Here is a 14,313-nt window from a genome sequence, read left to right on the forward strand (position 1 = left end):
AAGTGCAACGAAGTCATTCGCCCAAAAGACCTGGCGAATACCAAGTTTTCCAATGAAAACTAGAACCAACAAACAGATTAGGAGTGTTTAGAGACGATGAAGAAATTAGCCTTTGCTGCTATTATTACTGCTGGTACACTAACGTTAGCAGCATGTACAAATAATGAAGCAGATTCTGAAGTGGTTGTGGAATCAGAAGCAGGAGATATTACAAAAGAAGACTTTTATGAAAAACTGAAAAGCCGCAATGGAGAAGCTATCCTTGAAGAAATGATTACAATCAAGGTGCTCGAGAATAATTACGAAGTAACTGAGGAAGACGTGAATGCTGAGATTCAATCGATGAAAGATACATATGGTGATCAATATGATTCCATTATCGAGCAAAACTTTGGCAGTGAAGATGAACTTCGCGAGATTATTCGCATAAGCTTATTGCAAGAAGCTGCAATTGCAGAAGATATAGAGATTACAGAAGAAGATCTTGAGCAAGAATATAATCGTCAAAACACTGAGATTGAAGCACAGCATATTCTTGTAGCAGATGAAGATACTGCAAATGAAGTAAAACAAAAGCTGGATGAAGGTGAAGATTTTGCTGAATTAGCAAAAGAATATTCAACAGATGGTTCTGCAGAGGATGGCGGAGACCTTGGATACTTTTCAACTGGTGAAATGGTCCCTGAATTTGAAGAGGCAGCTTACAACATGGAAATAGACGAAATCAGTGATCCAGTACAATCACAATTCGGCTTCCATATCATTAAAGTAAATGATATTCGTGATAAAGAAGAAAGCATCGGTAAATTTGAAGATGTAAAAGAAGACCTGCGCCGTGAACTATTAACAAAACGAATGGATGTTACAAAAGTTCAAGAAAAAATGGATTCGCTAATTGAGGATGCAAAAGTCGATATTAAAATTGATGAATTCAAGGACCTTCTTGAAAAACCAGAAACAGAAGGTCAAGGATCAGAAGAAGCCAAAGGATAAGAGACAATTACGAAAAAATATCATAGGCTGTCAAGGTGAACGAACCACCTGACAGCCTATTTTAATTGGAGCGCTGTTGCTCATTTTCTGACTCTCGTCGCAATTTATCTTCATGAATACGATCCATATAGATTTGTCCTTCACGTTCAATAAACTGCTGATCTAATTTCCTTTCTGCAAGCATTGCTCGGAATGCCATATAACCGCTGAGGAAAATCAAAATAATTACCGCGAATACCCATAATGGAATTGCTTCTGTCATCCATAAATCCCCCAATCTTGTCCAAGCTTTCTATTTTATATATATGAACAAAAATGAGGAAAATAACTATTGCTTAATTTTCTTCAAATAATGGCTTATAAAATGCCCGATTATCCATTGCAAACAACCGATCTGTAAATTCACCAGGCTTCACCTTATCTAAAGAACGATTCAGCATATTCATCTTCGCATCAATTAAATCAATAAGATGAAGAATTTCCGCTTCACGCACTAATGGTGGTGTCGGGCTTCCCCATTCTGCCTTCCCATGATGACTTAAAACCAGATGCTGCAAAATGAGCACTTCTTCCCCTTCAATTTGCAATTCTCTAGCCATCAAGCCAATTTCTTCCACCATCATTGGGATATGCCCAAGTAATTTTCCTTCTAAAGTATATGTAGTTGTCACCACCCCAGAAAGCTCTTTCAGTTTACCAAGATCATGTAAAATAATTCCTGCATAAAGAAGATCTTTATTAATCTGCGGATAAAGCTTGGATAGCTCTCTCGCTATTTGTAACATGCTTACAATGTGATGAGCTAAGCCAGATGCATATTCATGGTGATTCTTAGATGCTGCTGGATAGGTAAGCAACCCTTCTTGGTATTTTTTTATAAATGCTCTAACTATCCGCTGAATGACTGGATTCTTCATTTCAAAAATAGCCTCTGTCAGCTTTTCCGTCAAATATTCCCTTTCCACAGGAGCTTTCTCTACAAAATCAGAGATCTTCACACCGTCCGTTTCCTGCGCTGGTCTTACAGATAAGATTTTTAATTGGTTCTTACCTCGGAATTGGTTGACCTCTCCTGTCACCCGAATAATTTGCTCTGCAATAAAAAGAGTTTCATCATCCTTTGTTGCATCCCAAAGCTTTGCTTCTATTTCCCCAGTTGCATCACGCAATATTAAGGTTAGGAATGGTTTCCCATTGCTCGTCATTCCTTTAGTAGCTTCCTTGATTAATAGAAAGTCATCGAACGTCTCGCCAACTGCGCTATAACCTATTCCTCTTTTCATGTATTCTCCGCCCTTTCCAATTTCCTGAAAACTATATATTTTGGACTTTTTCCGTTATGTCTATTTGCTTCATTTCCGTTACAGCAGAAGCGATTTCCTGTCTGCACGTAAACAGGATCACTTGTTGCTTTTCTGCAACTTGCTGAAGAATAGCAATCATCTTCTTTATTCTAATAGGGTCAAAATGCACAAAAGCATCATCAATCACAAATGGTAATCCGTGCTTTTCACTCATTATTTCACTTATTGCAAGACGTAATGCTACGTACAGCTGATCAATTGTTCCTTGAGATAATTCATTTACAGTGTATCGTATATTGTCGATTGATTCTACTTGAAACACACTACTATCTGTTGGCGCATAGACCTGAACATACTTCCCGTCCGTAATTTCTTTAAAATATAAAGTTGTTACTTCAATGACCTTCGATAAATAATTCGCTCGATAATTACGTTTTGTCTCTGTAAGTATTTCTTTAGCAGTTTTTAAAACCGCCCATTCTTTACCCAACTGGTTAAAATGCTCCGTTTCCATTTCAAACTGATGAAGACTAGTAGAATAAGACTCCGTTGATTCCATGGCAACGAGCTCTGCTTTCGTATCTGCTAAATTTTCTCTTACCTTTTCTAGCTTGCTTTCCAGTGATTGCATTGATTCTTCGGTATGTCGCCGATTCAATTCTAGTTCTGTTTCTGTTACCATCGTTTTTCCAAATTGCTGTAAGCCTTCCGTTGACAATAGGTTTTTAAGCTGTGTCGTCGTTTTTGCTAATTCCTTTTCAAGCGTAGCCTTTTCCTCTGATTGTCTCGCCTTTTCATAGAATAATTCCTCTGTATCAACTGCCGCTAGGTTAAACAAACGCTCTATTTCCGTTTCGTATGTTTGCATACTTTCTTGTAATTCACGTTGTTTTTCCTTTAAATCTGCTAATAGTTGCTTATAATAATTAAGCTCTTTACGTTTCTCTAGTTGGACATTATGAATTTGCTCTATCGTTTGCAGCTTTTCTTCTAGATCCTCTCCTGAATTAGTAACCCCCAGCTTTTCTATAAATTGCTCAAGATTTTGCTGATCTATTGCCAATTGCTTTTCCAGCGTAGCTACCTCATCCATATGCTTTTGCCAATCCTTTATTAATTTCAAAACATGTTTTAAATGATGATACAGTTCAGGCCAGTATGCCATTTCCATTTGCTTTAAGAAAGGATGGCTTTCATAATGACGACAAATTTGCTCCTCTAATCGCTGCTCCCGTTCAGCTAACAGGTTTTGTTTTTCATTCCATTTAATATACTGGATGTGTGCAAGCTTCAACTGCTCTTGTAAGGCCGCCTGCTCACTTTTATACTTTTCCTGCATTTCTAGCAGTTCCGCTGCTTCTCTTCTTTCTGCTTCCGTAACCTGTTGACCAGATTGCTCATGATAATCCTCAAGTACATGATCGAACTCTTTATTTGTTCGCTTCGTCATCAACCATTGCCCGATTCCCAACACAAGTGTCAGCAGCATAATCGTATAGAGCCAGCTATAATCGGTTAATATTGCGCCAATACCTAAAAGGATTGCAACAATAATACTTCCTATAAGGACATTTGAAGCTAGTTGATTTTCTTTATTTTGCGCTTCTTCCCTTTTTTTTGCATCCCTTTTGAGTTTATCCATTAATTGTGTTGATTTAAAAGTATCTAACCGATCACGCAACTCATGTACATGACTATCTGATAAAATCGATTCCTTCAACTGCTTGATTTGGTTGTTCATATAATGCTTCTCTTGCTCTAGCTGCTTCTGTTCATTGTCCAACTGTTCGGATTCAAGTTTGAGCTGCTCGTTTTCATTCTTTAATTGCGTCCATGCCTTTTCTAAATAAAAGGGAAGCTCTAGACTAGCAAGTTCTTTTACTTGTATACCTAGATGTAAACGATCCATCGCTTCATTTAGTTGAAGTTCATCATGGCTTACCGCAGTTTGTAGTTTTTTTAGTTCACCACATTGCGATTGAATCCGTTTCTTCTCGTCAAGAAGCCCTTTTGCTTCTTGACCGATTTCCTTTGCATGTAAGTCCTGCTCAATCGTCGCTATCTTTTGCTTATACTTCTTTTCATGACCTGCGACGATATTCCATTCACTTTTGAGCGGCAATAGCGATTCCTTCCATTTTTCCAGACGACTTACACCGTTTTCAGGAAATTTAATTGTCTCTGGATAATCTTCAAGCTGTTTTTTTAACTTATGGTATTCATGGATTACCGGTAGGGCATGTAGTTGTTTTTCGATCGTAAATGCTACTTTTTTTTCTTCTTTCATCTCTATTTGCAATTGCGTTAGCTCCTGCTCCAATTGTGCAACCGTTTCTTTTTTTTCGCGATATGAAGCTTCCACTTCCCGAAAGCTTTGTAAGGAATCAGAAATCCGATTTAATGATTCAATTTTTTGGTTCATTAGTGGCTTTTTTCCAGTTGGTTTAAACAGCTCACCGATTTTCGCATCCAATTGTTTTTCAACAGCATAGATATTATTGGATCCTGTCATCCCAATCCCAAGTAGCACTTCACCTAAATCTTCATCTTTCATATTGCGAATTTCCGTTAAGTCTAGTGCAGAGAAAGAAAAAATGGATTCGTATGTTTTTGCTGTCATTCCATTTAGCTGTTCCTTTAACCATGCTTCGTCATATGTTTTTCCGTCTTTCGTAAAGCATGCAGCAGCACCATTATTCACTTCATCCAATCGTTCAATGCGAAATTCACCGATCTCTGAATGAAGGACTGTCATTTTACCACCCATTTTTCCGCTCGTCTTCGGTCGATAAAATGTGCGCTGCTTCGGTGTGAGACCAAACAACATAAAAAGAATAAATTTTTGAATCGTTGATTTACCAGATTCATTTTCTCCATAAATACATGTTGCATCTGAAAAATCAATTTTATAGTCGACCCATTTTCCAAAACCATAAATTGTGGCATCGAGGATTTTCAAATCAATCACCCCTTCAGCAGTTCCTGGATCAGGAGCTGCTTTGCTTCTTCTTTAATTTCTTGTTCTTCTTCATTTGACAATGGCTTCAAATACCTCCTTGCCTGTTTGTGCTGATATAATTCTCCAATGTACGGAAGTATAGCCGTCTCTTTTAGGTGATGAGACAATTCTGCTATAAAATGACTACCGTTCTCCATAGCTTCATCAATTAGAACTTGCTTCACATCTGTTGAAACACGAAATATGTATTTCCAATTCATTCCAGAAACAGTTGTTTCATTGATAAGATCAACAATATCTTCCACATGTTTTAGACGCTCCCACTCTTTCAAGCTTGGATCATCACTTGTTAGGGTAAGTTCAATTAATTGAGGTCCTTTTGTACTAGTGATCTCCCTTAAGATTTGCTTTTCTAAATCATGAACCTGCTTACACGAAGAAACATCTATTTTTTTCGACTGAAATTCAATGGACTGTAAAGGGATAAAGGACAACTCAGCCTGCTTGTCCTTCAATATAACATGGTAGCATCCCTTTTCACCTGTTTCTTTTCTATTTCGTCCTTGAATATTCCCAGGATAGACGATAGGAGGATTGTCTTTTAATATTTCTCGCTTATGGATATGACCAAGTGCCCAGTAATTAAAATCTTCTTCTACTAAATCAGAAATTTGAAACGGGGCATATACGTCATGCTCTGTGTTGCTAACAATACTTCCATGTAACATTGCAATATGATAGGGAATTGTTTCATCGCTAATTTTGTATGCTTTCGCTTTCCTTTCAAATACAGCACGGTTTTCATAGCTGAATCCATAGATTTGCGCTACATCCGCTCCATCTTTGGTAAACGTGAAATTGGTCACTTTCTCTCCTGGAAAAATAGAAACATTTTCTGGGTATGTTACTGGGTAACGATTGCCCTTTATGTAATCATGATTTCCATAGGATAAATATACATGAATTGACTGCGATTCTAATTTCTCGAAAGCTCGTCGTAATCGAATTTGCGCTTTCAAGCTTTGCTTCTCATTATCAAATAAATCTCCAGCTATCAGAACAAAATCCACCTGTTTGCTAATCGCTACCTCAATTAGTTGATCCAAAGCGGCAAATGTACTTTCAAGTACTTCATTAAAAATTTGTTCCGGTAGATTACTCAATCCTTTAAAAGGACTATCTAAATGCAAATCAGCTGCATGGATAAATGATATTTCTTCTGCCATTTCGGATCTCTCCTTTTAACACATAATGATTTCGTTATTGAATCGTTATATTATTAATCCCATTTTACCAAACCGCTAAACAGAATGCACGTTCTATATAATAGAAGAGAAAATGCCCATATTATTTGAATAAATACGGGCATCTGATACTTCACCAATTATACCCCGAGTAATAAGGGCCATACGGTGGATATGGATACGGTTGATAAACTGGAAATGGTTGATATACGGGGTAATACGCCGGTCCAGGCTGGTATACCGCACCAGCGAGCAAACCACCGGCTAGACCACCTAGAAATGGCAGCAAGAACGGAAAAAATCGTTGATCACCATGATATTCATGTTCATTTCTAAAATAAGGATATGGTACATAAGCTAAATAGGGAGACATGTCATAATTCGTGGATACAAGCGTCTCATTTTGTTCATCACTCATCTATTTTCCCCTCATTTCTTTATTGCTCTCTCCATTATCCTATGCATATGCCTAAAGTAACTATTGGGCGTATGTACAGTTTTTAAAACTTTCCTGAAGAATTGTTTTGCTCCAGTCGCTTTCAACTTCCATCTTTATACCATTTCGGGATGACACGTGTAAAATCCTCATGATCTCTTATTACATCCAGCGAATAGTTTAGCATTATTTCGTATTGCGCTTGACTTCTTTTTAGTCCCCAGACAAGCGATGAAGCAACGTGCATCGCACTATATAATGTATATAATTTCCAAAATGATTCCGCTACAGGCTGCTCATTATGATAGCCGGCAATAACCCCATTTGTAAACGGAATACTTATACGCTTGGAGAAAAAACCGAGCTTCTGTAAGTCATGAACCGGATCTCCCCAATCCATTCGTCCGAAATCAATAATTCCAGAAAATGTCCTGTTATGAATTAGAATATTGGCAGGATGAAAATCATCATGCTGAAATGTATTTGGCCTTCCTTTTAACAGCATTTCATTTTCCCAAATATAGGTTTCTAGCATTTCCTTTATCCGTTTATCAACATCAATCTGCTGTAACTCCATTAAGTACCTATCACTCTTTTGTTTTTTTATTGTATTCCATGCTGGATAATCAGTAGGGGCTGAAAAACGATGAAGTTTCTTTAATTCCTTTCCCGCTAAAATTCCAATTCGATATTGCTCTTCGTTTGTTAATTCCTTTAAAGCAATCTCAGCGTCTTTTCCTGGGAGATACGTGAGTATCATATAAGCCATATCAGTTCCTTCTATCACATCAAATTCAATTCCTTTTGGGATTGCATCTGAATAGGCACCTAATTTGTTTACCGTAACAAATTCTTCTTTTCTGCGTTGAATTTGTTTATTCGAAAAAACTCGTAGCAGATACTGATTATCAATAATAAACTTCTTATCATAAGAAAATCCTTTGTCCAACGAAACGACTTCTTTCGAATATCGCAAAAAAGGAATCTTCTTTTTCCATTGTTCTTCCATCTGATCACTCCTTGTCTGTATTCTAGCGTTGGCAATGAAATGTAAGCATCATCCATATACTCCATACATGCAAACAAGACACTATCTCCGGTGCTTAAGACACCATACTCACAAATAACACACCATTCCAGCTGATTAAGACGCCATACTCACAAATAACACACCATTCCAGCTGATTAAGACGCCATACTCACAAATAACACACCATTCCAGCTGATTATGACGCCATGCTCACAAATAAGTCACCATTCCAGTCGTTAAGTATGACTCTTAAAAAGCGTTCCTTCATACGTAGCCCATCAGCCTTGTGTACAAATTTTGGATATGTTATGCCAGCTGCATGACTGGCTGATGCTTTTCATCGAATTCTCTCCCTGGCTCACTACCTACTTACGACTGACAATAAGCGCTCCAACACCACTTAAAAGAAAATATACCGCAAATGGGATCATTAAATAGAAAACTGCCACACTTTCTATATTCATGAAACTAATAATTCCCAACCCAATAAAAAGAAGCGCAATAAAGATATTTGCCGCATAAGCATAAAATTTAAGCATGTTTTTCACTGTTCGTTCATCAAAATCCGGTGTTTTGTCTTTTTTAAAACGCATTCGAGCTACATCAATTCCAACCACAAGTAATAATGCAGTTAAGGATCCAAGTATGCCACCGAAGTTCAGATTTCCTACAAGCAACTGCCCAATCGTCATTCCAATGACTCCTCCAATTCCTGCAAACGTAAAATTCCATTTGTGCATTTTTCTTCTTTTCATTCGCCTTCCTCCTCCACTAATGTAAATACTTCTTCGATCGGAACATTAAAGTACTCTACAATCTTAAGTGCAAGTTCAAGACTGGGATTATATTTATTTTTTTCAATCGCTGTGAACGTTTGTCTGGTTACCTGCAAATCCTCAGCTATTTGAATTTGCTTTATCCCCCTTTCTAACCTAATTTTCCGTATGTTGTTTTTAACCGGCATTATTTCACCTTCTAGCAAGTAAAGATATCTTTACATATTTTATAACATACCAAACCTTTAACGTAAAGACATCTTTACCTTTTCAAAAAAAAAGAATATGATAGAATGCTCTCTTTTGGGAATATTACATACTAACTACTATAGGAAAGGAGTTTGTCAATGAGTGAGAACCCTAAAATTAATGAAAATAGTAAGCAAGAGCAATTAGAGCAATTCCGTGTAGATGATACGAATAAGAAACTAACAACAAATCAAGGTTTAAAAGTATCGGAGGATGAGCTCTCATTAACTGCCGGAAAACGCGGTCCAACACTAATGGAAGACTTCCATTTCCGCGAAAAGATGACCCATTTCGACCATGAACGTATCCCAGAACGTGTCGTACATGCCAGGGGAACTGCTGCGCATGGCGTCTTTGAACTTTACGAATCCATGAAACCATACACGAAAGCAAAGTTTTTACAAGACCCAAAGGTAAAAACACCCGTATTTGTACGTTTTTCAACAGTTGTTGGTTTTCGTGGTTCGGCAGACACAGTCCGGGATGTTCGCGGTTTCGCTACAAAATTTTACACCGAGGAGGGTAACTATGATCTAGTAGCTAACAATATGCCTGTTTTCTTCATTCAGGACGGTATTAAATTCCCGGATATTGTTCATGCTATTAAGCCTGAACCGCATAATGAAATCCCACAGGCTTCTGCTGCGCATGATACATTTTGGGATTTTGTTGCAAATAACCAGGAATCCGCACATCAGGTAATGTGGCTTATGTCGGATCGAGCGATACCGAGAAGCTTCCGAATGATGCAAGGGTTCGGGATCCACGCATTCCGCTTTGTAAATGAGCAAGGCAAATCGCATTTTGTAAAGTTCCATTGGGTACCGAAGCTTGGTGTCCATTCACTCGTTTGGGATGAAGCACAAAAGATCGCTGGTAAAAATCCAGATTTTAATCGTCAGGATTTATTTGATGCGATCGAAATGGGAAATTTCCCTGAGTATGAATTAGGTGTACAAATAATCGAGGAAAAGGATGAGTTTGCTTTTGATTTCGATATTCTTGATTCTACGAAGCTTTGGCCTGAAGAGGATGTACCGCTAAAAATAATTGGCAAGCTTACATTAAATCGCAATGTCGATAACTTCTTCGCTGAAACAGAACAAGTCGCATTTCATCCTGGACATGTTGTACCAGGTATTGATTTTACAAATGACCCACTGTTACAGGGACGTTTATTTTCTTATACGGATACACAGCTTATTCGATTAGGTGGACCAAATTTTCATGAGATTCCAATCAATAAGCCTGTGTGTCCATTCCATAATAATCAGCGAGATGGCTACCATAGGCAAACAATCAATAAAGGAAGGGTAGCTTATCATAATAATTCAATGGCTGCAAATACCCCCGCTCCAGCAACAGAAGAAGAGGGAGGATTTGTTCATTATCAAGAAAAAGTCGAAGGCAGTATCATTCGAACTAGAAGTGAAAGCTTTAATGACCACTTCTCTCAGCCTAAACTTTTTTGGAACAGCATGAGTCCTATTGAAAAGCAACATATTATTAATGCCTTTAGCTTTGAAGTTGGGAGCGTAAAAGATAAATCGGTTCAACAGCAGGTAGTTGATATGTTTGGGAATGTTGACCTAGCAATGGCCACAGAGGTTGCGAACAACATCGGGGTAACTCCTCCAACTGCAGAAGAATCATCTGTAACAAAGGCCTCCCCTGCACTTAGTCAAGAAAACACAATAAAAACTCAAGTTGGTCGTAAAATTGCTGTGATTTTGCACAATGGCTTTCAGGATACGGAGGTAAAAGAGATTTTACAAGGATTGAACATAGCTGGAGTAGCATACGAAATTATTAGCGACAAACAAGGTTTCGTATCAGGTAAAAATAATGTTGACCTCCAAGTTGTTCATACTTTCACAACAACTCACCCAGTTTTGTATGATGCCGTTTATATTGTCGGTGGCAGTAATGTTGATGACGCATTCTACAAAAATGCAAGCGACTTTGTAAAAGAAGCTCATAAACATTATAAAGCAATTGGCGCAACAGCAGATGGAATTGAATGGCTTGAAAGTAATAATATAATTGGTGATCCAGGTGTTATTGAAGGAAGCGGCAAACAATTCTTGGAGACGTTTCTTGAAGCTATCGCAGCACACCGTCATTGGGATCGAAAGGTAATTTGATACTTGAATTGATTAAGAAAGTCTGTCAACACTGCCCCAATGTCGTTACTTTGGGAGCAGTGTTACATTTCATTTTTTCCATACAGCACGATAATCAACTCTGCCATGACTATCGAGTTCGATATTTGCATATTGACTTGATTCGGATTCGTAAATTGTATGAATACGATGATTGAGAAAAATGATTGCATGCTGCGCTTTTAAATAATCTTCTATTTCAAAATAACTATTCCAACGAGCCGTTTCATCTTGGAATGTTTTCATTTTTGAAACCTGTTTATTAATAAATACTTTCATGTCCTCATCCAAACATGGAAAAATGGATAATTGATTGGAATGAATGGAAGTTAGAACAGAAAGTAATCGATCATCCGATAATGCAATTCCAGAAACAAACAAGTCATACTTCTCGATAACCTGAGGATCCTTGAATTGGATTGCGTTTACAATTTCTACTTCCGCTTCTATACCTGCTTGCTCTAATTGCTGTTTGAGTATCATCGCTTCTCTTTCATGGTTAACTCCTTCTCGGATTTGCTGTGCAGCGATTTTCAGTTCAACATTGTCTGCCAACTTTTGCTTCGCATTACTCCTTACTGGTAAGTCAAGCTCTCTTGACTTCTGCGTTAGAAAACTATGCGCAACCATTTCTCCTTCTAAACAAAATTGCTCAGGATCGATTATTTGGCAGATACGCCGGCGAAATTCACTGTCCTGCAATGGCCCACTTTTTCTGCAATTAAATGTTATATAGTCTGCGCCTTCTTCAATCGAGCGCACTTCTTTCCAAGCAGTATCTGGTGCAGTTAATCGAAACGGATGGGATTGGTCGTCTTGAAATAATGCTGGTGTATTTATAACCTCCACACGATCCAACCAAGGGCGTAACCCATAATACTGCTGAAACACATCTAAACGAATCATTTCATTATCATTGCGAATTAATTGAAATGGACCACTACCTACAGGTAAATTCTGAAATCCTTCTTCATCTTTCTTGAAAACTTCAATCGGAATAATCGATGCTTTTAGGCTTGATAAATATCGCGGAAATAAATAATCAGCATGCTTAAGCTGGAACACAATGCTATATCTTGTTACACACTCCATACGTATTACATTTCCTTTAATATTATCTTCCTTTAAAAATCGTTCCAATGTTGCGCTTACATCTTCACTTGTCAATTCTCTCCCATGATGAAATAAGACACCTTTATGCAAATAAAACACCCATCGTTTGCCATCTCGACTTTCAAAATGGCGAGCAATTTTAGGTACCAGTTGTCCTGTATGACGATTAAATTCTACTAAACGTTCAAAGACTTGCTGAACCATATGTGCATCATGTCTTGATATGATCAACAATGGATCCATCGATAGCTTTGTTTCGTAAAAAGGATATCGCAGGATGTCCAAATCATTGTCCTCTATATTCTTATGGGTCATTCCTAAATATCCTCTAAACCATTCCTGGAACGTATATTGTGCTTCTTTTTCTAATTGACTCACAATGAAGAATGCAGCTTGATACTTTTCCATCTTTACGCTTTGCTTCGCTTCCTTAAGATGCACCTCTTCATGCGTATAATTCAGCATTAACTTCGGCTTCTTCCCACGACCTCTTTGGATTCTCCACTCTACGTAACCTGCTTGGTGAAGGAAGTTTACAATCGTTTTCACATGTCGTTCAGAACAGCTAAGAATTTCAGCTAATCGAGCGACAGTTGTTTCTACTTCTTCTTTTTTATTAAAATAACGCGTTAGCACCTTCATATGTTCAATATATTTCATTTTTCCTCCAAAAGGTGATCATTTTTTTTTACAATCTTCACTTTATATTCATCTTTTTTTATTTTACACTTCTTTTAGGAATAGAATCAATGAAAGGTTGGAGTGTATGCCAATGGAAGCAGCTAAAAGCAAGGACAACATTCTCACATTGTGGAGAAACAAAAACTTTCTACTTCTATGGGGAGGAAATATAATTTCAAGCTTCGGGTCACAGATGTACACAATAGCAATTCCCTTATTAATTTATGAAATTAGTCAATCAGCATTAGCAATGAGCAGCATGCGCGCAATTGAATTTTTCCCTAATATTTTCATCGGAATGCTTGCTGGTGTACTTGTCGATCGATTTAACCGAAAAAAGATGATGCAGTTGACAAGTTTTATTCAATTCACTTCCGTATTTGGCATCGTACTTCTATTACTCACAAATAGTCTGCAGCTTTGGCATTTATACATCCTTGGATTCATACTCTCCTGCGCCGGCTATACATTTGGAAATGCCCATCATTCCGTTATACCGCAAATTATTTCGAAGGAACAACTGACCTCAGCCAATGCAAAATTATCATTTGTAAGTACATTGATTCAAACAGCTGGCCCAGGGCTTGCAGGAGCATTTTTAGTCGCCTTCTCCTATACAGCCACATTATCAATCTATTTACTTTGCTTATTCATTTTATTTCTATGTGTTCAATTCTTTAAACTTCCTGTTTCGGAAAGAGAGATCAGAGAAAAAACCAGTATTTGGCATGATATGAAAGAAGGGATTGATGAGCTATTTCGTAATAAAACATTACTGACACCAACAATTACTGTATTATTTATCAACTTTGCTTCGAGCCTTGTCATTGGCGTGCTTATTTTTTATGTTACCGATAAACTTGGTGCTACGGAAGCACAAATCGGGTTGATGTTTACGATTTCAGCGGTAGGTGGCCTTTTAGGTGCAGTTGTAGTCAGTAAGATTCGCGCTAGATTTGGGCGTGGCAATATTTATACATTCTGTTTACTTTTTGATATCGTCGGGGTCAGTTATCTTATCTTTGCACCGACATGGTGGGCCATCGGAATTGCGCTTGCCATTCGGACCTTTTCTACTACAATTTCTAATATTGTCTATTTCACGATTCGGCAAGAATTCACGCCAAACCATTTATTAGGTCGTGTAGCAGGAACATCCTCCATGCTCATGAAGTTAACCCTACCATTTGGATTATTTATTGCTGGATTATGGGCAGAATGGCTACCCATTCCAATTTTATTTGCTATATCTGCAGGAATATTTTCTCTTTTGTTCATCCGCCTTTACTTTCATCCATTTCGCAATTTAGTTTAATTTATTAAAAGACCATTAAATCAAACCTGAACTTGATTTAATGGTCTTTCT

The 14,313-nt window shown here is 37.7% G+C and carries 12 protein-coding genes; 3 read left to right on the top strand and 9 right to left on the bottom strand.

The features are described 5' to 3' along the window. Positions 1-96: 96 nt before the first annotated feature. Complete coding sequence (locus NYE61_RS06745) at positions 97-993, top strand: peptidylprolyl isomerase (protein ID WP_251660667.1); 897 nt, start codon at positions 97-99, stop codon at positions 991-993. A 61-nt stretch (positions 994-1,054) separates the two neighbouring features. Here the strand turns inward: NYE61_RS06745 and NYE61_RS06750 are convergent, their stop codons facing one another. From NYE61_RS06750 to NYE61_RS06785, 8 genes are all read right to left on the bottom strand, one after another. Beyond that, the gene (locus NYE61_RS06750; RefSeq protein WP_095309658.1) at positions 1,055-1,255 is read right to left on the bottom strand and encodes a sporulation YhaL family protein; all 201 of its coding nucleotides are present in this window, start codon (positions 1,253-1,255) and stop codon (positions 1,055-1,057) included. A 73-nt stretch (positions 1,256-1,328) separates the two neighbouring features. Next, positions 1,329-2,276, bottom strand: a complete 948-nt coding sequence (gene yhaM / locus NYE61_RS06755; RefSeq protein ID WP_303448030.1) for a 3'-5' exoribonuclease YhaM — start codon at positions 2,274-2,276, stop codon at positions 1,329-1,331. A gap of 31 nt (positions 2,277-2,307) precedes the next feature. Further along, positions 2,308-5,256 (bottom strand): AAA family ATPase, encoded by a 2,949-nt coding sequence (locus NYE61_RS06760; protein ID WP_303448031.1) that lies wholly within the window; start codon positions 5,254-5,256, stop codon positions 2,308-2,310. A gap of 5 nt (positions 5,257-5,261) precedes the next feature. Further along, complete coding sequence (locus NYE61_RS06765) at positions 5,262-6,482, bottom strand: DNA repair exonuclease (protein WP_251660661.1); 1,221 nt, start codon at positions 6,480-6,482, stop codon at positions 5,262-5,264. A gap of 151 nt (positions 6,483-6,633) precedes the next feature. Then, positions 6,634-6,873 carry a hypothetical protein gene (locus NYE61_RS06770; RefSeq protein ID WP_095309689.1) on the bottom strand — a complete coding sequence of 80 codons (240 nt, stop codon included), beginning with the start codon at positions 6,871-6,873 and terminating at the stop codon, positions 6,634-6,636. Positions 6,874-7,039: 166 nt separating this feature from the next. Then, positions 7,040-7,945, bottom strand: a complete 906-nt coding sequence (locus NYE61_RS06775; protein ID WP_095309666.1) for an aminoglycoside phosphotransferase family protein — start codon at positions 7,943-7,945, stop codon at positions 7,040-7,042. Between the two features lie 386 nt (positions 7,946-8,331). Then, on the bottom strand, positions 8,332-8,721 hold the full coding sequence (locus NYE61_RS06780; protein ID WP_118888708.1) for a hypothetical protein: 390 nt from the start codon (positions 8,719-8,721) through the stop codon (positions 8,332-8,334). Then, on the bottom strand, positions 8,718-8,930 hold the full coding sequence (locus tag NYE61_RS06785) for a helix-turn-helix transcriptional regulator (RefSeq protein WP_303448459.1): 213 nt from the start codon (positions 8,928-8,930) through the stop codon (positions 8,718-8,720). The genes NYE61_RS06780 and NYE61_RS06785 overlap by 4 nt, the downstream gene beginning before the upstream one ends. Positions 8,931-9,089: 159 nt before the next feature. On the opposite strand from NYE61_RS06785, the gene NYE61_RS06790 reads away from it, so the two are divergent. Next, entirely contained in the window at positions 9,090-11,135 is a 2,046-nt protein-coding gene (locus NYE61_RS06790) for a catalase (protein ID WP_303448461.1), read from the top strand. A gap of 69 nt (positions 11,136-11,204) precedes the next feature. Here the strand turns inward: NYE61_RS06790 and NYE61_RS06795 are convergent, their stop codons facing one another. After that, positions 11,205-12,926, bottom strand: a complete 1,722-nt coding sequence (locus tag NYE61_RS06795; protein WP_251660655.1) for an ABC transporter substrate-binding protein — start codon at positions 12,924-12,926, stop codon at positions 11,205-11,207. A gap of 112 nt (positions 12,927-13,038) precedes the next feature. On the opposite strand from NYE61_RS06795, the gene NYE61_RS06800 reads away from it, so the two are divergent. Beyond that, a complete protein-coding gene (locus NYE61_RS06800) occupies positions 13,039-14,262 on the top strand; it encodes an MFS transporter (RefSeq protein ID WP_303448466.1) in 1,224 nt (407 codons plus the stop codon). Positions 14,263-14,313: the final 51 nt, after the last annotated feature.

Source organism: Oceanobacillus sp. FSL W7-1304 (genome assembly GCF_037969805.1).
Lineage (GTDB): Bacteria > Bacillota > Bacilli > Bacillales > Amphibacillaceae > Oceanobacillus > Oceanobacillus profundus.

What these genes read in the sequence shown, in the direction of transcription:
- NYE61_RS06790 (WP_303448461.1), top strand. Translation starts at nt 9,090, where the DNA reads ATGAGTGAGAACCCTAAAATTAATGAAAATAGTAAGCAAGAGCAATTA.
- NYE61_RS06785 (WP_303448459.1), bottom strand. Translation starts at nt 8,930, where the DNA reads ATGCCGGTTAAAAACAACATACGGAAAATTAGGTTAGAAAGGGGGATA.
- NYE61_RS06780 (WP_118888708.1), bottom strand. Translation starts at nt 8,721, where the DNA reads ATGAAAAGAAGAAAAATGCACAAATGGAATTTTACGTTTGCAGGAATT.
- NYE61_RS06745 (WP_251660667.1), top strand. Translation starts at nt 97, where the DNA reads ATGAAGAAATTAGCCTTTGCTGCTATTATTACTGCTGGTACACTAACG.
- yhaM (WP_303448030.1), bottom strand. Translation starts at nt 2,276, where the DNA reads ATGAAAAGAGGAATAGGTTATAGCGCAGTTGGCGAGACGTTCGATGAC.
- NYE61_RS06765 (WP_251660661.1), bottom strand. Translation starts at nt 6,482, where the DNA reads ATGGCAGAAGAAATATCATTTATCCATGCAGCTGATTTGCATTTAGAT.
- NYE61_RS06795 (WP_251660655.1), bottom strand. Translation starts at nt 12,926, where the DNA reads ATGAAATATATTGAACATATGAAGGTGCTAACGCGTTATTTTAATAAA.
- NYE61_RS06800 (WP_303448466.1), top strand. Translation starts at nt 13,039, where the DNA reads ATGGAAGCAGCTAAAAGCAAGGACAACATTCTCACATTGTGGAGAAAC.
- NYE61_RS06770 (WP_095309689.1), bottom strand. Translation starts at nt 6,873, where the DNA reads ATGTCTCCCTATTTAGCTTATGTACCATATCCTTATTTTAGAAATGAA.
- NYE61_RS06750 (WP_095309658.1), bottom strand. Translation starts at nt 1,255, where the DNA reads ATGACAGAAGCAATTCCATTATGGGTATTCGCGGTAATTATTTTGATT.
- NYE61_RS06775 (WP_095309666.1), bottom strand. Translation starts at nt 7,945, where the DNA reads ATGGAAGAACAATGGAAAAAGAAGATTCCTTTTTTGCGATATTCGAAA.